The organism is Sungkyunkwania multivorans, from assembly GCF_042675645.1.
GTDB lineage: Bacteria > Bacteroidota > Bacteroidia > Flavobacteriales > Flavobacteriaceae > Sungkyunkwania > Sungkyunkwania multivorans.
The window spans coordinates 1,271,328-1,296,243 of the sequence record NZ_JBHTJH010000017.1 but is presented as its reverse complement, the minus strand read 5'-3'; the positions used below and the strand labels follow the sequence as shown (position 1 = coordinate 1,296,243).

The 24,916-nt window shown below is 35.8% G+C and carries 26 protein-coding genes; all 26 read right to left on the bottom strand.

What is annotated here, in order from left to right; all coding sequences use genetic code 11:
- Positions 1-10 precede the first annotated feature (10 nt).
- Positions 11-1,972 (bottom strand): heavy metal translocating P-type ATPase, encoded by a 1,962-nt coding sequence (locus tag ACFQ1M_RS17305; protein WP_062054118.1) that lies wholly within the window; start codon positions 1,970-1,972, stop codon positions 11-13.
- Between the two features lie 58 nt (positions 1,973-2,030).
- Complete coding sequence (locus ACFQ1M_RS17300) at positions 2,031-2,444, bottom strand: Fur family transcriptional regulator (protein WP_062054120.1); 414 nt, start codon at positions 2,442-2,444, stop codon at positions 2,031-2,033.
- A 2-nt stretch (positions 2,445-2,446) separates the two neighbouring features.
- Positions 2,447-3,643 (bottom strand): efflux RND transporter periplasmic adaptor subunit, encoded by a 1,197-nt coding sequence (locus tag ACFQ1M_RS17295; protein WP_386410644.1) that lies wholly within the window; start codon positions 3,641-3,643, stop codon positions 2,447-2,449.
- Between the two features lie 4 nt (positions 3,644-3,647).
- Entirely contained in the window at positions 3,648-7,982 is a 4,335-nt protein-coding gene (locus tag ACFQ1M_RS17290) for a CusA/CzcA family heavy metal efflux RND transporter (protein WP_386410641.1), read from the bottom strand.
- 109 nt (positions 7,983-8,091) lie between these two features.
- Positions 8,092-8,397 (bottom strand): DUF6660 family protein, encoded by a 306-nt coding sequence (locus ACFQ1M_RS17285; protein ID WP_386410638.1) that lies wholly within the window; start codon positions 8,395-8,397, stop codon positions 8,092-8,094.
- Between the two features lie 55 nt (positions 8,398-8,452).
- Positions 8,453-8,659, bottom strand: a complete 207-nt coding sequence (locus tag ACFQ1M_RS17280) for a GDCCVxC domain-containing (seleno)protein (RefSeq protein ID WP_082422419.1) — start codon at positions 8,657-8,659, stop codon at positions 8,453-8,455.
- Positions 8,659-9,267: a mercuric transport protein MerTP gene (gene merTP / locus ACFQ1M_RS17275; RefSeq protein ID WP_386410634.1), complete on the bottom strand. Its 609-nt coding sequence runs from the start codon at positions 9,265-9,267 to the stop codon at positions 8,659-8,661. The genes ACFQ1M_RS17280 and merTP overlap by 1 nt, the downstream gene beginning before the upstream one ends.
- A gap of 1 nt (position 9,268) precedes the next feature.
- A complete protein-coding gene (locus ACFQ1M_RS17270) occupies positions 9,269-9,640 on the bottom strand; it encodes an ArsR/SmtB family transcription factor (RefSeq protein ID WP_386410631.1) in 372 nt (123 codons plus the stop codon).
- Between the two features lie 314 nt (positions 9,641-9,954).
- Positions 9,955-10,518 (bottom strand): DUF305 domain-containing protein, encoded by a 564-nt coding sequence (locus ACFQ1M_RS17265; protein ID WP_386410628.1) that lies wholly within the window; start codon positions 10,516-10,518, stop codon positions 9,955-9,957.
- 149 nt (positions 10,519-10,667) lie between these two features.
- Positions 10,668-11,234, bottom strand: a complete 567-nt coding sequence (locus tag ACFQ1M_RS17260) for a helix-turn-helix domain-containing protein (RefSeq protein ID WP_386410625.1) — start codon at positions 11,232-11,234, stop codon at positions 10,668-10,670.
- A 4-nt stretch (positions 11,235-11,238) separates the two neighbouring features.
- Entirely contained in the window at positions 11,239-11,433 is a 195-nt protein-coding gene (locus ACFQ1M_RS17255) for a hypothetical protein (RefSeq protein ID WP_299217599.1), read from the bottom strand.
- Between the two features lie 56 nt (positions 11,434-11,489).
- Complete coding sequence (locus ACFQ1M_RS17250) at positions 11,490-13,292, bottom strand: efflux RND transporter periplasmic adaptor subunit (RefSeq protein WP_386410622.1); 1,803 nt, start codon at positions 13,290-13,292, stop codon at positions 11,490-11,492.
- A 4-nt stretch (positions 13,293-13,296) separates the two neighbouring features.
- On the bottom strand, positions 13,297-14,007 hold the full coding sequence (locus ACFQ1M_RS17245) for a PepSY domain-containing protein (RefSeq protein WP_386410619.1): 711 nt from the start codon (positions 14,005-14,007) through the stop codon (positions 13,297-13,299).
- Position 14,008: 1 nt separating this feature from the next.
- Entirely contained in the window at positions 14,009-14,596 is a 588-nt protein-coding gene (locus ACFQ1M_RS17240; RefSeq protein ID WP_386410616.1) for a DUF2911 domain-containing protein, read from the bottom strand.
- A gap of 6 nt (positions 14,597-14,602) precedes the next feature.
- Entirely contained in the window at positions 14,603-15,085 is a 483-nt protein-coding gene (locus tag ACFQ1M_RS17235; protein WP_386410613.1) for a YybH family protein, read from the bottom strand.
- A 20-nt stretch (positions 15,086-15,105) separates the two neighbouring features.
- Positions 15,106-15,657 carry a potassium channel family protein gene (locus ACFQ1M_RS17230; RefSeq protein ID WP_386410610.1) on the bottom strand — a complete coding sequence of 184 codons (552 nt, stop codon included), beginning with the start codon at positions 15,655-15,657 and terminating at the stop codon, positions 15,106-15,108.
- A 545-nt stretch (positions 15,658-16,202) separates the two neighbouring features.
- On the bottom strand, positions 16,203-16,742 hold the full coding sequence (locus tag ACFQ1M_RS17225) for a DUF3347 domain-containing protein (RefSeq protein WP_299217618.1): 540 nt from the start codon (positions 16,740-16,742) through the stop codon (positions 16,203-16,205).
- Between the two features lie 15 nt (positions 16,743-16,757).
- Entirely contained in the window at positions 16,758-17,210 is a 453-nt protein-coding gene (locus ACFQ1M_RS17220; RefSeq protein ID WP_386410607.1) for a heme-binding domain-containing protein, read from the bottom strand.
- Entirely contained in the window at positions 17,211-17,789 is a 579-nt protein-coding gene (locus tag ACFQ1M_RS17215; protein WP_386410604.1) for a DUF3347 domain-containing protein, read from the bottom strand.
- 15 nt (positions 17,790-17,804) lie between these two features.
- Entirely contained in the window at positions 17,805-18,275 is a 471-nt protein-coding gene (locus ACFQ1M_RS17210; protein WP_386410601.1) for a DUF302 domain-containing protein, read from the bottom strand.
- Between the two features lie 9 nt (positions 18,276-18,284).
- Positions 18,285-18,671: a DUF302 domain-containing protein gene (locus tag ACFQ1M_RS17205; protein WP_386410598.1), complete on the bottom strand. Its 387-nt coding sequence runs from the start codon at positions 18,669-18,671 to the stop codon at positions 18,285-18,287.
- A gap of 4 nt (positions 18,672-18,675) precedes the next feature.
- Entirely contained in the window at positions 18,676-18,867 is a 192-nt protein-coding gene (locus ACFQ1M_RS17200; protein ID WP_386410595.1) for an SHOCT domain-containing protein, read from the bottom strand.
- Positions 18,868-18,924: 57 nt separating this feature from the next.
- Positions 18,925-19,485: a hypothetical protein gene (locus tag ACFQ1M_RS17195; protein ID WP_386410592.1), complete on the bottom strand. Its 561-nt coding sequence runs from the start codon at positions 19,483-19,485 to the stop codon at positions 18,925-18,927.
- A 41-nt stretch (positions 19,486-19,526) separates the two neighbouring features.
- A complete protein-coding gene (locus ACFQ1M_RS17190) occupies positions 19,527-20,837 on the bottom strand; it encodes an APC family permease (RefSeq protein ID WP_386410590.1) in 1,311 nt (436 codons plus the stop codon).
- Positions 20,838-20,869: 32 nt separating this feature from the next.
- Positions 20,870-22,570: a multicopper oxidase family protein gene (locus tag ACFQ1M_RS17185; RefSeq protein ID WP_386410587.1), complete on the bottom strand. Its 1,701-nt coding sequence runs from the start codon at positions 22,568-22,570 to the stop codon at positions 20,870-20,872.
- A gap of 17 nt (positions 22,571-22,587) precedes the next feature.
- Positions 22,588-24,915 (bottom strand): multicopper oxidase domain-containing protein, encoded by a 2,328-nt coding sequence (locus ACFQ1M_RS17180; protein ID WP_386410585.1) that lies wholly within the window; start codon positions 24,913-24,915, stop codon positions 22,588-22,590.
- Between the last annotated feature and the right edge of the window lies 1 nt (position 24,916).

Here is a 24,916-nt window from a genome sequence, read left to right as displayed (position 1 = left end):
GTATTATGCTTTAACTCCAAGTCATTCTTTGCAATCTAACAGCATTCAATATTGCTAACAATGCAACACCAACATCTGCAAAAACTGCTTCCCACATTGTTGCTAAACCACCTGCTCCTAAAATTAATACTATAACTTTTACGCCAAAAGCCAATATGATATTCTGCCATACAATTTTTCGAGTGGAACGACTAATTTTAATAGCTCTAACTACTTTTGAAGGTTGGTCGGTTTGAATAATGACATCTGCGGTTTCAATAGCCACATCACTTCCTAAGCCACCCATAGCTATACCCACGTTACTTGCTGCTAAAACAGGTGCATCATTGATGCCATCACCTATAAATGCTACTTTGTTTTCTGGATTCTTCTTTAAAGCTTCAACTTCATTTAGCTTATCCTCTGGTAATAATCCTCCTTTAGCTTTTTCAATTCCTAATTCTCTTGCGACTTGTTGGGTAATGGAATGTTTGTCACCAGAGAGCATTATTATATTTTTGACACCTACTTTGTGCAAATTGGTAATTGTTTCTTTGGCATCATCTTTTAATTCATCTGCAATAACAACATAGCCTGCAAATGTATTGTCTATTGATACTAACACTATAGATTCTACAATAGTTTCTGTTTCCTCTAAAGCATTGATTTTATTGGCTGTCATTAGAGCTTTGTTACCAACTAAAACAGTCTTACCATTTACAATACCTTTTAAACCTTTTCCTGCTATTTCAGATACTTCGGAAGCCTTGTAATCTGCACCCTCATCTTTATATTCCAAAATGGCTTTTGCGATTGGATGTGTGGATTGTTCTTCCATAGCCATTAGGTATTTCATAAATTCAGATTCTTCCCAACCTATAGACTTGATTTCCTTGATTTTGAAAACACCTTTGGTAACCGTTCCTGTTTTGTCCATCACCAATGTATTTATTTTGGTCATAGCATCTAAAAAGGAAGCTCCTTTGAACAAAATTCCATTTTTTGAAGCTGCACCCAATCCTCCGAAATAACCCAACGGAATGGATATGACTAAAGCACAAGGACAGGATATAACCAAAAATATTAAGGCACGATATAACCAGTCTCTAAAGACATAATCATCTACGAAAAAGTAAGGAATGAAAGTAACACCAATAGCCAAAAACACAACAATTGGTGTATAAATGCGTGCAAATTGCCTGATGAATAATTCTGTTTTTGATTTTCTTGCTGTTGCATTCTGCACCATATCTAAAATTCTCGCAATGGAACTATCCTTAAACTCTTTGGTAGTTTCAATTTCAATAACACCATCCATATTAATACTGCCTGCAAATACTTTCTCGCCTTTTGCAATTGTATCAGGTTTGCTTTCGCCTGTCAATGCTGCTGTATTAAATGAGCCTTTTTCGGAAAGTAGAATACCGTCTAAAGGCACTTTTTCGCCAACACGGACTTGCACTTTTTCGCCAATTTCAACCGTTTCTGGACTTACAGAAATGTAATCATTATTGCGATATACCAAAGCCTCATTAGGACGTACATCGAGCAAAGCTTTAATATTGCCCTTTGCTTTATTTACTGCTGCACTTTGAAATAACTCACCAACAGCATAGAATAACATTACCGCTACTCCTTCAGGATATTCTCCAATTACGAATGCGCCTATGGTTGCAATAGACATTAAGAAAAATTCGGTAAAAAAATCGCCACTTTTAATACTGTTCCACCCTTCCTTTATCACAGGAAAACCTACGGGAATATAGGCTACCACATACCATAGTAAACGAATCCATCCTTTAAAATATGGGAACATATCGAAATAATCGATAGCAATACCTATCATTAACATTACAAAACTGAAAATTGCTGGCAAATAGGTATTAAACTTTCCTAAGCTTTCTGAACCGTTGTGATTGTGACCATCATTTTGACTATGCTCTTTTTTTGGATTTGGTTTTATATCTCGTAAATTGAGTTTCTTTTTCTTCATTGTTAAATTATTAATAATTCAAAGCTATTGTAAAATTGCCTGCAATGGAAGTGCATTATTAACCGCTACATTTATCACAAATACCTTTTACTACCAAGTTTACATTTTCTGAAACAAAACCTTCTGGCACTTTAATTTGAGGTATTTTATGTTCTGTTAAGCAAATGGTTTCATTACAGTTATTACAATGAAAGTGCAGGTGTAAATCCGTTTCAATTTCACAGCTGCAATCTTGTTCACATAGTGCATATTTTACTATACCTGTACCGTCGTCTATTTGGTGTACAATATCTTTTTCTACAAATGTTTTAACTGTTCTATATAGTGTTGTTCTGTCTGCCTTTTCAAAAGCGTTCTCAATATCACTTAACGTTACGGCCACCTGGTTTTCCGCAAGGAACTTATAAATTAATAAGCGCATTGCAGTAACACGTATGTTTTTTGACTCTAATAGTTGTTCTATTGTTTCCATAATTAATGTTCGTGTTCTGCTTCACCTTTTTTCATTTCTGCAATAAGGTAGTATGCATTATTATAAGCGAATTTTGTATTTGACTCTATGTCTTTAGAAAATTGAACCGCTATCCAATTGTTGTCTTTTGCACCCAAAATAACTTCTACTGGTTTAAAACTCCAATCTTCATTTTCTTTTTCTACTGAAAATGCATAATACCTATCGCCATCTTTAATAATCGCACTTTCTGGTAATGCTTTTGTCTTGGTGTTCTCTACTTGAATTTTACCTTGAATATACATTCCAGGGATTAAGTTGCCTTTCTTGTTTTCAATTTCTGCGTGAACGTGAACTGCTTTTGGATTGTCTTCAAAAGTTTTGCTAACGGAATAGATTTCTGCTGTAAGTTCTTCATCCGGAACGGATTGTATAGTAAAAGATACTTTCTGACCTCTTTTTACTTTATACACATCCTTTTCAAACACCATTAAATCAGCGTGCACGTGATGCGTGTTTACAACTTCAAATAACTCGGTTTGAGGCTCTACGTATTGGCCTGTTTTTACTTCAACCTTTTGTACAAAACCTTCTATTGGACTACGTAATGCAATTTGTTGAGCAATAGTACCGTTACGAACTAAAGTGGTGTTGACGTTTAGTATTTTTAATTGGGCAGCTAATCCGTTTACCATTGCTTTTGAAGCATTATATTCTGCTTCTGCCTTTTGAAAATTAGCACCAGAACCTACACCTGCATCGTATAATTTTTTTTGACGCTCATAGTTCTTTTTCAAAAAAACACTATTACTATGGGCATTTAAGTAATCGGTTTGCAGTTTTATAATATTTGGGTGAGAAAGGTAAGCTACTACTTGACCTTTACTGACTTTATCGCCTTCAATTACTTTAATAGATACTACATTAACACCAACCACAGAAGTTATAGTAGCTTCGTTTTGCGGTGGGACTTCCAATGTTCCATTAGCTTCTACATAGCCACTCATATTGCGTAATGTAAGCGTGTCGATTTTCATTTTTAAAGCATTGAACTGCTGTTTTGAGAGCACAACTTCTTGTCCTTCATTTTGCGACTCCTTTGCTTCAGTTTTTTGTTCTCCATTGTCGGTATGAACATCTGAGCCATTTTTATTTCCACAAGCGGTTACTAAAATTGAAGCTATAAATAGTGTTAAAAATTTATATGATGTATTTTTCATTGTCTTATTGGTTAAAATATTGTAATTGAAATGTACTTTGTAAATAATTGATTAGCGCGGTTTGAGATTCCAAATCAGATTGAACAGCTTCTTTTATAAGTTGTGTAAATGCGGTATAATCAATTTCCCCTTCTTTATATGCCAATAAAGCACCCACTTTTTGTTCTTTCACAAGTGGTAACACTTCATTTTTGTAGAAAAGCCAAGACGTTTTCCATTTTTGGTAATTTTCTTTAGCTTGAATAAATTTGGATTGTACTTCTTTTTGCTTGAATTGCACATTGGCTTCCGTTATCTCCTTATCAATTTTTGCAGTTCTAATTTGCGCTTTGTTTGAGCCAGATAAAAACGGAATTGAAATACCTGCTTGATAGGTGTAAAATCCCGAATTGCCATCAACTTTTTGTAACCCCCCTTGTAGGTTGAACTTTGGCAAATTATTTGCTTTTGCAGCTTTATAATTGGCTTCGGCTTCATCTACAATATTCTGTGCCATATTGTACAACGGATGATTTTCAATATTGAATGCTTCCATATTTATATCCGTAGCAATATCAAATTTATCAGTAACCGTATAAATTTCCTCTGAAACAAACCATAGATTTAATTGCTGTAAAGCGACTAAATAATCACTATACGCCTGCGCTTTTTTATTTTGAATTTGTAAGGCTTGATTTTTAGCTGCTGAATATTCTAATCTTGAAATGGCCTCTACTTCATAATTTAAGGCAACAGCTTTCTCGAAGTTGATATAAATAGAATCTAACTCTTTGTACAAATTATAATTCCTTTTACTCTGCAAAGTATTTGTCCAAGCCTTTTTCACTTCCAATTCTAAATCTAATTCTGAAAGCTGAAACGCTTTTTGAGCTAATTGAATGCGTTGTTCTTGCAATCGCTTTTTCGCAGAAATACCAAACACATCAATGTTGCTTTGGCCAATTCCTATGGTAGTATAAATACCATTTCCATTATTAATTTCCTCACCTCCGGTAAATATTTGAGTTGTGCCAAAATCATAGGCTGTAGCTTTTAGTTGTTCCTGTTTTGTGATTTCCAACTGCTTTTGCTTCAACAACGGATAATTGTTTTTTGAGAGTTTTACAGCCTCCTGTATTGTTATTTCAGGAAGTGTATCGCTTATCTGTTGAGCGTTACTTTGTGTCGAAAAACCAAACATTATAAGTAAAACCGCAGTTGCTGTAACTATCTTTTTATTCATTTTGAACTTAAAAGATTTGTTTTCTACCCAATGGTACAAAATTGGTAACACGAATAGAGTCAGTAATGTAGAAGTCATTAATCCACCAATAACCACGGTTGCCAATGGGCGTTGTACTTCTGCTCCAGCAGATGCCGAAATTGCCATAGGTAAAAACCCCAATACATCTGTAAATGCTGTTAGCATAATTGGTCTGATTCTTCTTTTTGTGCCTTCTACAATCCTATCTTTTAGATTGGTTACACCTTCATCTTTTAACTCGTTGAGCCCGCTAATCATCACTAATCCATTTAAAACCGCAACGCCAAACAGCACAATGAAACCGACACCTGCCGAAATACTAAAAGGCATATCACGTAACCACAATGCCACGACACCACCAATGGTTGCCATAGGAATTGCGATATAAATCATTAAGGTTTGTGGTAAGGATTTTAATGCAAAATATATTAATATAAAAATGAGCAATAATGCAATAGGAACAACAGTTTGTAAACGGTTACTGGCACGTTCCAAATTCTCAAAAGCCCCACCATAGCGAATGAAATAACCTGATGGTAATTCTAATTGTGCATCTAGTTTTTTCTTTATTTCAGTTACCAATGATTTTACATCACGACCTCTCACATTAATCCCTACATAAGTTCTTCTGTTAGTATTGTCTCTACTTATTTGCATTGGTCCTGATTTGTAGCTAACATCCGCAATTTCACGTAATGGAATTTGAGTGCGAGAAGGTAGATTGATGTAGAGGTTTTGAACATCTGAAATATCCTTTCGGTTTTGAGAACTTAAACGCACCACTAAATCGAAGCGTTTTTCACCTTCAAAAATCACGCCTGCCGTACCACCAGCAAATGCAGATTGTACAGTTCGATTTAGCGCATTTATTTGAAGTCCGTATTGCGCTAATTTATCCCTATCGTAATTAATAGTCATCTGTGGTAGTCCGGTTGTTGCCTCCGCTTTCATATCACCAATACCTTCTGTACCTGCAATAATTTTAGATATTTCTTCAGCTTTTTGAGACAACACATCAATATCTTCACCATATAGTTTTATGGCAATATCTTCTCGAACACCTTCAAGCAATTCATTAAAGCGCATTTCAATAGGTTGGGTAAACTCATAATTAACGCCCGGAACGATTTCAACCGCTTCTTTCATTTTCTCAATCAGCTCATCTTTAGTAGTAGCTGTCGTCCATTCGCTTTTTGGTTTTAGAATTACGAAAACATCCGCTAAATCCATTGGCATTGGGTCTGTTGGTATTTCTGCAACACCAATACGACTAACTATTTTTTCGACTTCTGGAAATTTAGCTTTTACAATTTGCTCTATTTTTGTCGTTGTTTCAATGGTTTCTGTTAGAGAACTACCTGGTTTTAAAATGGCGTGAAATGCAATATCTCCTTCATCGAGTTGCGGGATGAACTCGCCACCCATTCGGCTAAACATAAAAACTGTAATTCCGAATAGCACGACTGCAATACCTATAATCCATTTTCCTTTTTTCAGTGCCTTTACCAATAATGGTTGATACTTATCCTCAACCCAATGCACAAATCTATCTCCATAAGATTTTTTGTCGTTTTTTGGTGCTCTTAATACCAATGCAGACATCATTGGTACATACGTCAAACAAAGCACCATTGCACCTATCATAGCAAAAATGAAAGTTAATGCCATTGGTTTAAACATTTTCCCTTCTATACCTTGTAAAGCAAGAATTGGAAGAAACACAATAAGAATAATAAGCTGACCGAAAAAGGCAGCATTCATCATTTTTTTTGAAGCATTAGAAGCTACTTTATCGCGCTCTTTAGCTGTAAGGCATTTCTTTTTTAGGACTTGAGATGTAATGAGAAAAACAGTACTTTCAACAATAATTACTGCACCATCGACAATAATTCCAAAATCTATTGCCCCCAAACTCATTAGATTTGCCCACACGTCGAATACATTCATCAATATAAAGGCAAACAACAGAGACAACGGAATGGTCGAAGCTACTATTAAACCACCTCGCCAGTTTCCTAATAAGAAAATAAGAACGAAAATGACTATTAATGCGCCTTCAATTAAATTGGTTGCAACTGTAGAGGTTGTTTCGCCAATTAATTTACTTCGGTCTAACAATGATTCAATAATGATTCCTTCAGGTAATGACTTTTCTATTTGTGCCATTCGCTCCTTTACATTAGCGATAACATCATTGGAATTAGCACCTTTAAGCATCATCACCAATCCACCTACAACTTCACCCTCACCATCTTGTGTTAATGCACCATAGCGAATTGCAGAACCAAATTGAACTGTAGCAATATCACCAATAGTTACAGGAATATTATTAACGTTCTTGACCGTTATTTTTTTAATATCCTCTAAACTGCGCACCAACCCTTCCCCACGAATAAAATTAGCTTGATGGTTTTTTTCGATGTATGCGCCACCTGTATTTTGGTTATTAGCTTCAAGTGCATTAAATACATCTGTAATAGTCAAACCAATAGCGTTTAAATCGTTTGGGTCAACAGCGACTTCGTACTGCTTAATTTTGCCGCCTATAGCATTGACTTCAACCACACCTTCAACCATAGCCATTTGACGCTGTACAATCCAATCTTGCATAGAACGCAAGTCTGCAATGGTATATTTGTCTTTAAACTCTGGTGCTACTTTTAGTGTGTATTGGTAAATTTCTCCTAAACCTGTTGAAATGGGACCCATAGTGGGTTCGCCAAAACCCGCTGGAATTTGCTCTTTGACTTCGTTTAGTTTTTCTGCTACTAATTGTCGCGGCAAATATGTTCCCATATCATCGTCGAACACAATGGTAACCACCGATAAGCCAAAACGAGAAATTGACCTAATTTCCTGTACATTGGGAAGGTTGCTCATTGCGACTTCAACAGGATAGGTTACAATTTGCTCAATATCTTCCGTTCCCAAATTTGGTGCTTGTGTAATAACCTGCACTTGGTTGTTGGTAATATCTGGAACAGCATCGATTGGTACTTGGGTCATACTCCAAATACCTGCTCCAATAATGGTGAGCGTTAGCAAACCAATTATGAATTTGTTATTGATTGAAAAATCAATGATTTTATTAATCATAGAAAATGTATTAATTCAGTTGAAAATTTGATGGAAGTTTGGATAAACCCATCGAATAAAAATGACCAATACGGTCAAAAAAGGATATAGTTATCCTATAAAAACTGAATTATACCTGGGGTGGTTGTAAGATGGTGGAATTGAAGTCTTTTTCCAGACCGTTGAAGTGATAAAACACTTCTGTAGAAATATCGTTTGTATCTATTGTAAAATCTACAATTTTAAAATATGTTGCGTGGATATGGCAACAATGACAATTGCAGAATGGCGAACACAAATCTGAATTTTGATGATCGTCACCGACAGCCTGTGAAATTTCTATTTTAACTTCATTATCAAGCGCAACATTATCTTCACAAGGTGCCAAGTTAAGCGCGAAAATATAAATTGATAATATGAATGCTAAAATTTTCATCGTAACAAAGATATGATAAATTTAATGCAATGGTTGTGCAAAAATCTATTCTGAATTAGCAACAGCTTTTATTCTCTTGAATTGGCGGACAAGGTACAGTTCCATAAGAGCAGTAAACACAACAATCTCCTTCTTTTGGTTTCAGAACCTTTTTACAATTTTCACACTCATAAAAAAACTGACACGCATTTGTTGGCATGTCTTCTGCTTTTTTATGTCCGCAGTTGGGGCATGTAATTTCTGATTTTAATTGGATTTCCATTAGTTTTCTTCCTTGTCGGTTACTTTATAACCTGTTGAGTTAATTGCTTTCTCAATTTCCGTTTCATTCGTCTTGGTTTTGTCAAATTCAATAATTGCATTTCCTTTTTCGTAGGACGTCTTTGAATTTACAATTCCATTAAGTTTATTTACTTCGTGGTTGACGTGTTCCTCGCAACCTGTACAGGTCATTCCGCTGATTTTAAATTCCGTTGTTTTAATATCAGATTTGTCAACTAAGATTATTTGCTTTTCTGTGTTTGGATAAAAAATTCCTGAATAGTATGGAAAAGCCAACATTACAATTGCAAATACGGTTACAATTCCTAAAAAGGTTTTTGACTGTATAAATTTTGGCTTTTCATTAATATGACATTCACAGTCAATTTCGTTCTTGGATTTCAATTTCTGATACCAAGCAAAACAAAGAACTAAAATTGTCAATCCAATTAGGTAAGGTCTAAAAGGTTCTATCCAAGAAAATGTTGAAGCAATTCCACTTGTTCCCGCTATTACAGCCAAAACAGGTGTAATACAGCATATTGATGCCGCTATTGCTGAAATTATTCCAGTGTAAGCTGCTGTATTTGATGATTTTTCCATATTCATTCTATGCTACTTTTTTGTTTTCTTTAAGCCTGCCGAAAATTCCTTCCAATACTTCGCTTGAATCTTTCACCAAAGAGTAATACAACGTTTGACCATCTCGTCTCGAAGAAATCAATCCGGCATCCTTCATCTTTCGAATGTGTTGTGAAATTGCTGGGACACTCATTTGCAGTATATCTGAAAAATCACAAGGACAAAGCTCACCTTCCTCGTTCAACAGGAATAGGATCTTCAGTCTAGTTTCATTACCTGCCAGGGCCAGTATCTTACCAATACTATTGATTAATTCTGAGCTTGCATTCAAAGTGTTACGACAGCGCATCAACTGCTTCTCGTCTGCCTCTGCACGGGTGCAACTTAATTCAAGAGCCATAATTAAAATTTTAGTAAATTTACAATTATATAATTATTTAAGCAAATACTTAAATAAGCAAAAAAGATTAACATATCATTCAAATTAACTATAACTTAAAATCTCTAATATTATATTCTAAAAGCAAATGTAGTGTTTCGAGAAAAATCACTCTACTATCCTCGTTAAGAATCTTTTGCAGGCTGGCAGTCATTTTTTTAATTCATCAACCTCTAAAAGAAAAAAGATTTTCAACCTCTAAAGCCTTTCCCTAATTGGAAAGATTATTTGAGGCAAATCCTTTTTCTTTTAATCGATGATGTGTCCTTATATTTTTAATCGTTTAGATTCTTTGTTTCTTCTGTAAGTGATCCTTCAAATTTGGGAAGAGGACGTTTTTCTTTTTCTTCTTCTGTTTCCACTATCCCATTTTCTTTGATGTCATTGATTAACCACTGCATTTCCATTATTTCCCGACGTTGCGCTTTAATGATTTCATCGGCAATTTTCCTTACTCTGATATCTTTTATTTTAGACCGTTCGCTAGTTAAAATAGCTATAGAGTGATGGGGAATCATACCCTCCATATAGTCGACACCAGTAACTGTTACTTGACTTCGGACTAGCCAAATTCCACCTGCAATCAACAAAACCCCTAGACTCAAAATCATAATATTCTTGCTTTTGTCTTTGTACATATTTAACATATAAAGAAGCATAATAATGACCATCGACCCACCCATAATTAGTGTCATAAAAAATCTGGTCTCACTGTACCAGAAATGGTCAATAATCTGATACGAGTGTGTATACATTAAAAAGAACATCGCAACCATTGATGTTCCAATCATTGCGAAAAATTTTAAATAATTATTTGGCTTTTTTTCGTTGTTTTCCATAATTTATATTTTTGGTTATTTTAATTAATTTAAGTTATTAAAATTAAGATTTACACAAAACAAGTATTTGCTACAATAGATAATACTTTACCTCATTTAAAATACTAGTCGATTGTTCGACATAACAGTAGCATTAAATTCTCAATACCCTAAAGGTCATCAAGTGATTTTCTGTTTTTATTTATACTATTTTTAAACTGTGTGGGCGTCATCCCAGTAACTTTTTTAAACTGATTACTCAAATAAGCAACACTGCTATAGTTTAGCTTAAAAGCTATCTCACTTAAGGTTAATTCATCATAAACTATGAGTTCTTTTACGCGCTCAATCTTTTGGTTAATAATGTACTGTTCAAATGTGATACTCTCCACTGATGAGTATAGGGAACTTAAATATTTATAATCTAGATGTAATTTTTCAGTTATAAAGTCTGCCCATTTAATATTCAAATCTTCTGACGAGTGATGGATTTTATCTACCACCAAGGTCTTCATCTGTTCTATAAGTTGACCTTTGCGGTCGTTGATTAAGTTGAAGCCAGCCTCTTGAAGTGCTTTAGAAAGTGTATTTTTAGTTTCTACACTTAAAGGTTTTGTTAATCTCACTTCTCCCAATTTAATTGAGCTATACGATATTCCTAACTCTTGTAAAATCTTAGATACTGCTGAGATACATCGTGGACATACCATATTTTTTATGTGAATTATAGAACTCATTTTTTTAAAACAACTTTAACCCAGCTTTTGAAAGGGAATAGTAATATGCTGCAATAACAGCGATAATAAATATCACAATGATAGCAAGTACACCAATAATTTTATCTTTTCTAGAAATATTGTTTTTGTATTGGTGCTTGTTCCTTGCAGCTTTTCTCCTATTTCTTCTACTCTCACTCATCATCGTTATTCTTGCCATTGTATAATTTTCTTTATGGAACTATATAATTATATACGTTTAACCTATAAGATTAATTATTCTATAGTCTCCTTTACTTCACCACATTTTAACATCGCTTGTCCGTAATACGGATTACGAATTTCTTCTTCTAGACTTAACCAATATGCACCTTTATTGTTATCTGCCATAGGACAAAACTCTTTATACACTTTTTGGTCAATCCCAAAAAGTTTTATACCACTTGTTATATGAGCAGAAAGATGTTTAAAATGTCCTCTTTGTACCGCTATATCCGAACTGTTTTCAATTCCATTTGCAGAATTTTTCAATTCTTTCTGAATTGTCATCCAATGGTTATGCGCTTCCTCATTAGATAATAATTTCATATCTACTTTTGATAAATTCTGACTTACTCTTTTTGCAGCAGTTTGTGCTTCTTCAGAGTCGTCGTTAACAAGAGCATCTTTCAATAGAATATAGCCATCAAAAACCTCTTTTAACTGTTTTTGAAATTTGTTAGACACATCAATCCTTTTGTTCATTTGTGAGTGATTGGTTTTATCCATTTTATCTCCTGCGTTATCGCCTTGCATTCCCAAATGCCCTTCATGACCGGTCATAGTCTTACCTCCTTCTGCATTCATCATAGATTTTTTACCCTGTAATTGGGCTGCTGCATCCACGGTAAATGTACCATTAGTGACTACTTCATCTCCATTTTCTAATCCTTCTAAAATGGTGTAAGTATCCCCATTGGCATTACCTAATAGAACTTCTTTCATTTCAAAAACAGGTTCATTTGGTTTTGTTTTAAGATAAACCACAGAGCGTTCCCCAGTCCACATCACAGCAGTGGCCGGAACAGTCACTGTACTTTTAGAACCAGGTTTAATGCCTTCAACTTTCCCTTCAACAAACATTCCTGGCTTGAACTTGTCTTTTTTATTATTTAATATAGCTCTTACAACTATGGTTCTGGTTGCAGAATTTAATAATGGGTCAATGAATGAAATTTTTGCATCAAAGACATCATTACGATAGGCGTTTGTGGTAATCTTAATAGTCTGTCCTTCTTTTAATAACGCAATTTGATTTTCATAAGCATCAAATTCTGCCCAAACGGTATTAAAATTTGCAATCTTATATAACGGCTGCCCTTGCTTTACATAGTCGCCTTCTTCTACCATCTTATGAGTTACTGTTCCAGAAACCGTGGCAAATACAGGAAAGTATTCTTGTACCTTACCCGCATTTTCAATGGTATTAATTTGCTTTTCTGAAAGCTTCCAAAGTTTAAGCTTGTTTCTTACTGCCTTGTATAACTCGGGTTGCGATTCTTTTAGCGATGAAGCGGTTAGTAGTTCTTGCTGTGCAGCAACTAATTCTGGCGAATAAATGGTTGCCAATCGTTGACCAGCTCCAACACGTTCTCCCGTAGAATTAACGTATAGTTTTTCAATTCTTCCACCAAAATAGGTTACTTGAACGGCATTGGATTCTTCATTAGTCATAATCTTACCAGATAACTTTAAAGAATTATCTCCCATTTGTCCTTGTCCCACAACGGATGTTTGGATATTAGCCAAAGCCATTGCATTTTCGGTCATTTTAATTTCGTTAGCATTAAGGCCGTCTGCACCAGCATCGGCAGGGATTAAGTCCATTCCACAAATGGGACAGTCGCCAGGTTCATCTTTCATAATTTGTGGATGCATTGAACAGGTCCACATTTGATTAGAAGCAATTTCTTCCGAATGATTGTGGTCGTCTGTAACCTTATTTGTTGCAGTATCAGCAGAACCTCCACCGAATATTAGAAAGCCGCCTAAAAGGCCAACAATCAACGCAACACCTATGTAAATAATGTTTTTATTCATAATATTACTTTTTTGTTCTCTTATTTATTTTTCTAATTGTAGGTGATGATGTATACCACAGTAAAAAACCACTGAGTACTGTTATTAATCCTAAAAGTGAAAAAGCTCTTAGAACTATTGTATTAAAATTATCTCGCCCTTGATAATCCATAGTGTGCGTCATCCAGAGAAAGTCAAACCAGCGCCAATCTCGATGGCGTACTGTTTGAAAAGCTCCATTTTCAATGGCAACGTAAGCTTTAAGATTTTCATCAGTTTTATATGAAATCTCATAAGCTGGTAGAGGCCTTCCTCTGTATTCGTGGTGGTCGCTTACAGTTTCAATCCTCCGTATTTTGTCTAATTTTAAATCCGGTAACATATAGCGTTCAGCTACTTTGATTGCTTCTTGTTCTGTAATTCCATTCTTTTTATTGCCTGAAACCGCATTGTACAGATTGTTCTCATTTATCCAATAATAGGGTTCGCCGGCTATTTCCAACAGTTCCAAGTTTTGAATTGGTTCTTTTAAATTTAGTTGAGCAGTACCTAACAAATTATTAAAGGACGTTTGTTTTGGTTTCTCCTTTTTAAATTGGTCACCGTGGATGTCATCAATATCTGTCCAACTAAAATATAGACCGCTAATCGTCCACATTAGGAATTGAATACCTAAAAAGAGGCCCAAATAACGATGCGCTTTTCTTATTTTTAATGCTGTATGTCTATTGACCATCTTATTGGTTTAATTTGAAAGGAAAGCTAATCGTTACCTTTTCCCAAGCAAGAGAAATAGTACCTTCTGTTTCACTTAACTTATTTACTTTATATTCTAAATGCTCCGTAATTTCATCTGTAATAATTGGTGTCACTTTAAATCGTATTACATCATCTTTTTCATCGTAATCATCTTTTCCGTGCTGATTCCAATTTTTATTAATCATTATAGTCCAATCCTCTTTTGATGGTATTGTAAAAAATCCATATTTACCTGCAGGTAGTACTTTTCCATCAATGGTCAAATCTTTATTAGTTTCTAACCAAGTGGCCATATGTGCACCTGCTTGCCAAACATTATTGTAACCAACTAATCCACCGAAAATAATTCGCCCCCTAACCCCAGGCGATGAATAATCAATATGAATATGCGCATCACCGACCATTCCCATAGTTGAAGTATGTGGACTTAATACTTTTTTTGGTAGCTTCGATGAAGTTTCAGTTTTTGGTTGCTCTAAAATTGTTTCGGTTTCTTTTGTTTTTTGCTTACAAGACACAAAAAGAAGCGTGCATAACAATAGGATAAAAAGAATACGTAGTCTCATATGATTTTATTTTTTATTTCTTGAAGAAGAATGTGTTTTGATGATTTTCCATTTTTCACCTATTCTCTTTAGAATGGAAGTTGCTACGCCTTTTTTAGCTATAGTTCTACTTTCACCTTTATCATTGGGCTTTAATACAATGGTATAAACATACGTTTCTGTTGTAAATGCATAATCTTCATCAACCTGAACATCGATTTCATAATCTGAAAAAGTAAAGCTTTTAAAGTGTCCCAATTCTGGCCCCAAATGATGTTCTATGTAATGCGCATAAGAACCTTCTACACCTCCGGATTCAAACACTTTAGAATCTTCGGTAAACAACTCAAATGTTCCTTCGGTCGTTAAGTTTTGTAAAGCGTCCTTGTATGATTTCATTACTTCGATAACGTCTTGCTTATCTATCGTATCATTACTGTTTTGTGCATTGGTAAAATTGACTGTTGTAATGAGAATAGTTATTAGTGTAATTAATTTAAGTACTTTCATAATTATAGTTTTTAAAAGGGTTATTTGTTAACGTGTATTCTATTAATATTGGCAATACCAAAAACCAAAACAAAAAAGCTCAAGAATACTTCCATCATTACCAAGAGTTTACCAGAAATTGTTAATGGTACTATATCACCAAAGCCAACTGATGAAAATGTGATTAAGCTGAAATACATAAACTCAAAGAATTGCATAAAAAATGAGTCATTAAGTGATGTGGCAGATTTAAAGTTTTCAGAATTTAGCACGTACAGCGCTTGATAATCTGCTGAAAACGAAAGGGTAATCAAAACAATTAATACAGCAAATAATGTAAGAACATGTGTAAGTTGATGACTTTCGCCTATTATTTTGCTTAACTGTATAAAAGTGAGCCTCACAATAAAGACCGTTTTGACTAAAGCCAACACAACAATTAAAAGAGGTAAAAATGTGCTATCAGGATTTTCATTAGCCCAAAACACATAACTTAACGACAAAGCAATAACTACACTAGCAGTAAGCAATACTTTTTTAAAAAGCTGTTCATAAAAGCCTGTATTTTTTGATGTGTTTGTTATGTCTTCCATATTCACTTTATTAATCCTCTAATCAAATAATTGAAGTGCCAACGCACCACCAGTTATTATAATCAGTATTGCATATATTATATAATTGAACCATTTTTTAACTACAGATTTCTCTTCTTTGCAATGGCATCCGTCTTTGCAACAATCTTTCATTATTTTATTTTGTTATCGTTACATTTTTAAATAATACCTGAAAATGAGAGTTAGACAGTATTCCATCAATCAAAAAAATAAGTCCTTCTCTCAAATTCAAGTATATTCCACTAAACTTCTCTTTTTAAACTTTTTGTTTGCCTGTCAAAGGAAGAGAGATACTATTATTCTAGGGGGATTTAACCTCTCTCCCTTATGCAGGCTGCTATTAACCAAATCAACTTCTCTTTTTCAATTATCTTATGCCTGACACGGGAAGGAACTAACACTAACCATCAACATTGTTTTCCTTCCCACGACAGGACTTAATGACTATTAATATATCCTTAAAATCGAAACCATTTTGTTAATTAATAAAACTAAAAGACTCCAAAACATAAGGAAGGGATTATCTAATTAATAGTCTCTTTTACTTTTCCACATTTGAGCATTTTACTGCCATAATATGGGTTTCTCACTTGATTGCTGGTACTCAACCAAGAGCTACCACCATCATACATAGGACAAAATTGTTTGTACAGTGTACTTTTCGTACCTGTAATTACTATCAAATCTGAAATATCCTTGCTCAATGTCTTAAAATGTTCTCTTTGGTGACCTATATCACTTTTTGCAATATGTTCTGCGTGCTCTGTAGCATCTTCAATAATGTCCGTCAATTCTTTTTGCTCTTCTACCTTATACTTTGACTTGTCAAAAGCTTTTAATGAAGTTGCCAATTTCGCACCTAATTCAGCTGCTTTTTTGGAATCATCAGTCACCAAGGCGTTTTTTAAATTGAAATAATCGCTTAAAATCGCCTCGGATTTTGTGTCACCTTTCATAGTCATCATTTTATCGTGATTATGATTCATTTTCTCTTTTTCCTGTGCATTGCTAAAAGAAACTGCTAACAATAGCATCAATGCTATATTCTTTTTTAAATTTTTCATCTTATCTTTTTTTAATTATAAACTGTCTTTTAAATTTTCCATATACTTAATAACCTGTTGAATTTCTTCTTCTGAAAAAGCTGCCTCTTTGTGAATCAAAGTATAAGAATCCATAGGCATTTCGTCGTTTATAATTTGGTTGACAATAGACCTTAACTTGCTTTTCTTCCGCCTAGCCGAATACTCTGCCCACTCACTAAAATTGAGCTCTGCTTTACCTTCGGCTATGTGATTTTCTAAATACCAAGCCACTGGTTGCACCTTGTTGTACCAAGGATACTGTGTGTTGTTACTGTGGCAATCATAACAAGAGACTTGCAATTTGTTCTTGATATCGCTTGGGACATCATTTACCAACATAAAGTCGGTTTTTGGAACACCATCGCTTTGATTACGTTCTACAGGCATAAACTGTATGCCTACAAAAGCAACCAACAATACTATTACTATGATTTTTACAGCCTTCATTTAATTGATTTCTTTTTGGACTTTTCCGCAGGTTAGCATTTTACTTCCGTAGTATGGATTTTTAATATCCTCACTCATACTTAACCAAACGGTACCACCATCGTACATTGGACAAAATTGCTCATAGAGCTTTTTATCCGTTCCGGTAATTGCGACCATATCCGTTACATCTTTGCTCAAAGTCTTAAAATGTTCTCGCTGATGCTTGATATCGCTTTCGCCGATATGCTCTGCGTGCTCAGTAGCATCTTCAATAATTTCTTTCAAGTCAGACTTTTCGCTTTCAGAATAGCTTGACGCATCAAAAGATTTAAGCGATTGTGCCAATGTATTTCCTAGGTCTTTCGCCCTTGCATTGTCATCATTTACCAAAGCATCCTTCAAATTGAAGTAATCGCTTAAAATAGCTTCTGCCTTGGATTCTTGATTATCGCTGTTTGTCATTTGTTCTGTCTCTTTCTGCATTTGATTGTCTAATGTCTTAGATGATTCAGTCTTGTTTCCACCTTTACAGGAAATTGACACAGATGCAATAAGTAACATCGTAATGGCTAATAAGGTTGTTTTTAGTTTCTTCATTTTTTTCATTTTAATTTATAATTTGACATTTTGTGGACCGATATAATCCAATAATTCGATTAATGATTTTTTTACGCTCTTAGATAATTTTCTAACTGTAGATTTGTCTGACAATGACCAGGTCTTTTCAATATCTTCAATGGAAACCTCAATGATACTTTTGTCCTCAACCTCTTTAATACTGATTTTACAGGGTATTAAAGTGGTCATTTGTATGTCGTTTGAAATTAATTCGGCAGCGGTTTTCTTATTACAAATCAGTAAAATCAAATGTTGAGGTAAGTTTTGAAAATAATCATCTAGATATTCACTAATGTCCATCTCGGCTACAATATCAAATTGAGCTTTTCTTAAGTGTTTTTTTACCTGCTTTAACGCTTCATTAAAAGTTACAGTACCATACCTTCTCACAATACCATACTGTGTACTTTGGCTATCACTATAATTTTGACTGTCTAAATTTTTATTAAGACTATTCTTTTCCATATCAGACTATTAAAGACGATTAATTACAGATTTTAACTTAGTTGTGATTTCGTTGGCCACTTTGTGTAGTTTTTTATTACTAACAGCCTGCATTGAAGCCATTGGATTTACCGCCGCCACCTCTACATTCCCTTTCGATACTTCCTGCACGATTACATTGCAAGGCAACATAGTACCTATCTTATCTTCTGTTTCCAGTGCCTTATGGGCATAGGGCGGATTACAGGCCCCCAATATTCTGTATTTTTTGAAGTCCACGTCCAGTTTCTTCTTCAGGGTTTCCTTGACATCGATTTCGGTCAAGATGCCAAAACCCTCTTTTTTCAGTTCTTCCGTTACCTTATCTATGACCTTTTCAAAATCTTCGTTAAGGGTCTTGTTGAAATAATATTCCATCGTTTTAATTTTTAGAATTCAACGTTCGTTTTTGTTCCTCATATTCTTGTTTGGACAGTTCTCCTTTGGCAAATCGACTGTCTAGGATGTCCCTAGGATTTTCCTTGGTCTTAGAACTTCTGTTATTTCGTCCGTCATACATAAAAAAGGCCAACACCAAAATGACCGGTATCAATATCCACCACCACATCATCATAATTTCAGGATTTTAATAGTTATTTTCTGTTTTCAATCCACCGCGGTATTCGGTGGCTTACGCTCCTTTACTTTTCATTTTTTCTTTCATCTTTTCCTTCATTTCAGGATTCTTTTCCATCATTTTCTGCATCATTTCTTGCATCATAGCAGGGTTCTCTTCCATCATATTTTTCATTCTTTCCTTCATCTCCTTTTTCATCATTTCGTTTTTGTGCATTTTTTCCATCAACATCTTACGGCCCTTTTCGCTCTCCATCATCTTATCGAGCATTTTGGCCTGCATCTTTTCCTTCATTTCTGGGTTCTTTTCCATCATCTTCTGCATATGGGACTGCATTTTTTCCTTCATCTCGGGATTCTTGTCCATCATCATTTTCATGTCTCCCGATTCCATCTGTTCCATATGGCTCTTCATCAGAATCTTTTTGGCCTCTTCATTTTTTCTCGCCTCACTGATAAAATTGGTAAACTGAACTGGATTTGAAATGATCTCTTGGTAAATGGCACTTCTGTTCTCCTCGACCTGCATGGTCTCGGCTGCATTAAAAGTCGATTTGCAGCCCACCATAGTTCCTATCAATACAATTGACATCAAAATTCTAGCTGTTGTTTTCATTTTTCTCATTTTTAAAGGTTTATATCTCATTTCTCTAAATTTTAATCTTCTTTCACGTTACTTTCATTTCGTTTTAAAAACCACTTCTCACCGAAAAAAATCAAGACCATTAGTATGACCGCCACAATTACTACCAATACATCACTGCTTGCTTTTATCCAAAGAAAAGCCCCAAGAACCACCACATCCAGAATAATCGCCGTAATCAAAACAACAGGATTGGCCTGCACATCCTTACGGAGATTTTTAAACACCCCCCAATGGATTCCAATATCCATGATCAAATAAAATATGGCACCTAAAGAGGCGATTCGGGTAAGATCAAATAAAATAGTCAAGGTTATGGCCAGAACTACTGTATACACCAGCATATGCTTTTGAAGCCTGCCTGGCATACTAAAATGTTCATGGGGAATCAATTCCTTTTCGGTCAGCATTGCTGTCATTCTGGATACTGCAAAAATGCTCGCTATCACACCAGAAATTGTCGAGATGATGGCGATACCCACTGTGAACCAAAGCCCGTACTTACCAAAAGCCGGGCGGGAAGCTTCTGCCAATGAATAGTCCTTCGCCGCTATAATGTCATCTATCGATAGATTGGAAGAGACCGCAAAGGCGACCAATAAATAAACCACCGTACAGATGAGCAACGAGATGATGATGGAACGCCCCACATTTTTATTTGGATTGACAATTTCATCTCCACTATTGGTTATGGTCGTAAAACCTTTGTAAGCCAAAATAGACAAAGCCAGTGCTCCCAAATAATTAGTGATTGGGTATTCCGTGAGACTTTCGGACGGAACTACTTCGGAGAATGAAAAACCTGCGGCCCATAGTCCGCCTATGGCAAAAATGGCTATCCCACCTATTTTAAGAATGGCCATTACCAAAGAGGACTTTCCGATTACTTTGTTGCCTAAAATATTGATAAGAAAGGCAACCACCAACAGTACTACCCCTAAAATGGGCACCCATATACTATTTTCTCCTACATCAAATAACTGTAATGTATAAGAACCAAAGGTTCGGGCTACCAAACTTTCGTTGATGACCATTGATAAGGCCATCAGCAACGCCCCTGAGGCAGTCAACGCGCTTTTGCCATATATCTTTTTTAGATACATAGCAATTCCTCCCGCAGAGGGATAGGCATTGGACATCTTAACATAAGTGTAGGCACTAAATCCCGAAATAATGGCTCCTATCAAAAATGCATACGGAAACCATTGGCCAGATAATTCTGCCACTTGCCCCAAAAGCGCAAAAATTCCTGCTCCAATCATTACCCCTGTACCTAGGGATATGGCACCTACTAAACTGAGACTATTTTTTTTGTATTGCGACATTTATTGAATGCTGATTGTGAACTCTATATTATTTAGGTTATTTTGAAATTTCTCATCATTCCCATATCCTCGTGTTCGAGATTATGACAGTGATAGAGAAACAGTCCCTTGAAATCTTCAAAGCGCATTATCAGGTCCATATACATGCCAGGCAACAAATACACACTATCTTGCCATCCTTCGTCTATGAAACCATCTTTAACAGCATGCCAGAGATTCTGGTCAACGTTATCCGTATTTCGATTTAGAATGTTGAATTGTACTTGATGAATGTGTACGGGGTGGGGCATCTGCATCATATTTGCCATACCTCCTCTATTGCCCATCATACCACCGCTTCCATGCATCCCCATTATACCCCCGCCATTATTATCACTATTGTTGGAAATATTTCCTCCGTTATTTATCCGCCAAATCTCTGTTGAGTCGAGCTTCACGATTTCATCATCAGCCACTTCCATTCCATTGTAGGTTCTTCCGTTTATTGTCCATTCCATCATTTCCTCCATACCGAAATGGAATGTTCTGGGGTTATTCCTGTTTACCGCATCCATTGGATCCAAAGAGGATATTTTCGTCAATCTTTCAGGCAGTTCTGCCTCATTTGGGTTTGAGGATTCAACATCGATTTTAAGAATCTTGAATTCGCTATTGAACGGTAATAAATTGGTGTTATCATTTCCCATCATTCCACGTCCCATCATGCCGCCGCCGTTCATCATTCCACCGCCCATCATATCATCCAATGGTATAGGTTTATGAACTAGCGAAATTTCCTCGCCCTCCAACATATTCGATAAATCCAGCCATACATTAACTCTTTGGGCAGGCCCAAGAATTAAATAAGGTAGTTTTTTAGGGCTTCCCAAGAGTCCACCATCCACACCAAAAACAGTGATAGGTTGTCCAGTGTTCCACGCCAATTTATATACTCGCGAGTTGGAACCATTGAGAAGCCTTAAGCGATATTTCCCGTCCTTATGTAGTCTTAATGTTTTATCGATTTTTCCGTTAATCAATATTTCACTACCCAGAAAGCCCCTCATTTTATCCATTCTTCCATTAGGCAGATATACTAATTGATTGTTCTCATCAAATGTCCTATCCTGGATTACTACTGGGATATCATATTCTCCTGATGGTAAATTCAAAGATTTTTCTTCATCGTCAGTTACAATAAATAAACCTGCCAAACCCTTGTATACTTGTTCTCCTGTTGTTCGATGCGGATGTGGATGGAACCAATAAGTACCTGCTTTATTCATTATTTCGAACTCATAGATGTAGGTTTCTCCCTTAGTCACAACGTACTCGGGATGACCATCATTCTCGTGAGAAACGTGCAGACCGTGCCAATGAATTATGGATTTTCCGGGTATTTGATTTTCAAAACGTATTCGCACTTTATCCCCTTTTTTTACCCTAATTATCGGACCAAGCGAACTTTCACTTATCTGTTGAAGAGAATCCTTTTCTCCTTTAATTAAAGAACCGGTATATGAATAAGTGTCAGTAGCCTTGCCGTCAATAATATTTGTTTTGGACTGAACAGCCTTTAACTGAATATCTATACTGGCTTCAAATTCTTTTGAAATCTTTTTCCCTTCATTGACAACTTTAGAAGGATTATCTGATTTGCAGGAAGACGACAATGGCAGCAGATATAAACCACCCGCTGCAAAGCCTATAGTTTCCACAAAATTTCTTCTAGTATATTGTTTTTTTGATTTCATTTTCATCCACTTTATAATTAAAATCTTGCTAAAAGACCACCACCCCAACCATATCGGTTGTTATAGTTACCCTGTATTGAAAAATTTCTAGAGAGGATGTACGAAAGACCTACCAACCATTGTGTTTCACTTTCATAAGAGCTATCTCCTAAATCATTGACCCATCCAAAGTCTGCTCTATATTCGTATTCTCCTTCCAGAAAAATTCGAGGAAAAATTAATAGCTCTCTATCCAAACGTATTCTTGGACGTAGCTGGTTATCCATACTCACATCTACGTTAAACCTGTAAGGCGTAAAGTATTTTACCCCAATAAGACCAACAGTATTGAACTCATCGAAGGAATCAGGTGTTTCAGTTTCTGTGTTAATACCTACATAGAGACGCACCCAATCATTGAGATACCTATTGTAATTTACTTCGGCTTCAAGGTTCTTGTCGTAATCGAACTCTGCTCTCAAGCCAAATTCATTACGGATATTGCTTGACGTTAAAAAGAGTTCATTAAAGTTTGAGCCTAAACGAGCCAATCCCCAAGAATAGTAGTGGTCTGTCTCATCGATAAGTTTTTGAACGGGGTAATCTTTCATTCTTTCATCCCTCGGGGTATCGTAACTAAACACTCTTGCCATACCGCCCATCATATGATATAGTACGTGGCAATGAAAGAACCAATCGCCATACTCTTCGTTATAGAATTCTATGACCACTTTTTGCATTGGCGGTACATTGACGGTGTGTTTTAAGGGCGAACGTTCTCCGTTTTCATTAATGACCCTAAAATAATGCCCGTGCAAGTGCATCGGGTGATGCATCATCGTTAGGTTGTTAAGTGTTATTCGGGTTACTTCCCCACTTTTAATTTTTATTTTATCGGTTTCCGAAAGTGGAACACCGTTCATACTCCATACATAGCGTTGCATATTTCCAGTCAGGTTCAACAGAATGTCGTTAACTGGTAAATCGGCTTTGTAGGTGGTATTTTCCGTTGCCTTTAAAAAGTCGTAGTTGAAATAAGTCTTACGAGTGTCATAATCAAAAGAGGCAGTATCTTTCTGCATCATTTGCATATCGTGCATATGGCCGTCCTTTTTCATTCCCATCGTATCGTCCATCTTCATTTTCATATCCATTTGGTCATTCATCTTACCATCTTTCATTGACATTTTATCATGCATTCCCATTTTCATCTCGCCGTCTTTCATATTCATCCCATACTTCTGCATTAAAACTTCAGGTGTCTTCTTTTTTTTATTTCCCACCATTGCAGGTGCTCCCATTTTCATATCCATTTTACCCATTTGTTTCATCATCTCTACTTTATCAGGTCTGTCTATTCTTTTAGCCGGATAAAGGGTACCATTACCTAATTGTATAGAGGTATGACCTGAACCATCTTGAGCTGTTGCGGTAACTTCTAAGGTGCCTTCGGGAATAGTGACAATGACATCATACGTTTCGGCTATGCCAAATAGAAATCGGCTTTTAGATACGGGCTGTACGTCAATACCATCACTAGATACCACCATTGGGTTTCCTCCGCCAAAATCCAGCCAATAATAAGTAGAGGCGGACGCGTTGATGAAGCGAAGACGTATTTTTTCGCCTGCCCTGAATTCTGGATACTCCGCCAATTTTTTACCGTTGGACAAAAATGCGGGATAATAAATGTCTGCAATATCAGCGCCTTCCATACGGTCTCTCCAAAATTTAAGTTGGGGGCCAAAAGCACCTTCTGAAATGACCCTACTAAGAGGAACTGCTGTACCTTTTTTAACTTGATACCACTCGTTACCTCTTTTAAGATTTCTCAATACATTCATTGGTTTTTCATTCGTCCAATCTGATAACACCACGACCAAATCTTTATCATATACCAAGGTTTTTTCTTTTGGATGAATGATAATAGACCCGTATACACCTTTCTGTTCTTGTAGCATTGTATGGGAATGATACCAATACGTACCCGATTGGTTTATTGGGATTCTGTATTGGAAAGTTGTTCCTGGCTCAATGGGTGGCGTGGTCAAATAGGGTACACCATCGTAAAAATTTGGAAGTATCAACCCGTGCCAGTGCACTGATGTTTCCTCATCCATTTTATTGGTTACGTTGATTATAGCAAGGTCTCCTTCCTCAAATTCCAAAACAGGTCCAGGAATACTACCGTTGATAGTCATTGCATTGGCAGAGACACCACCAAGCGTCATTTTATTTTCTTCAATGGTAAGGTTATACTCCTTAATAGGTCGCCCTTCTTCCTTTCTATCCGCTCCATTTGTGCCTACTTGGGCAAAAGTGAATGAGGTAAATAGTAATAATGTGATTATGCTTCTTATTCTCATT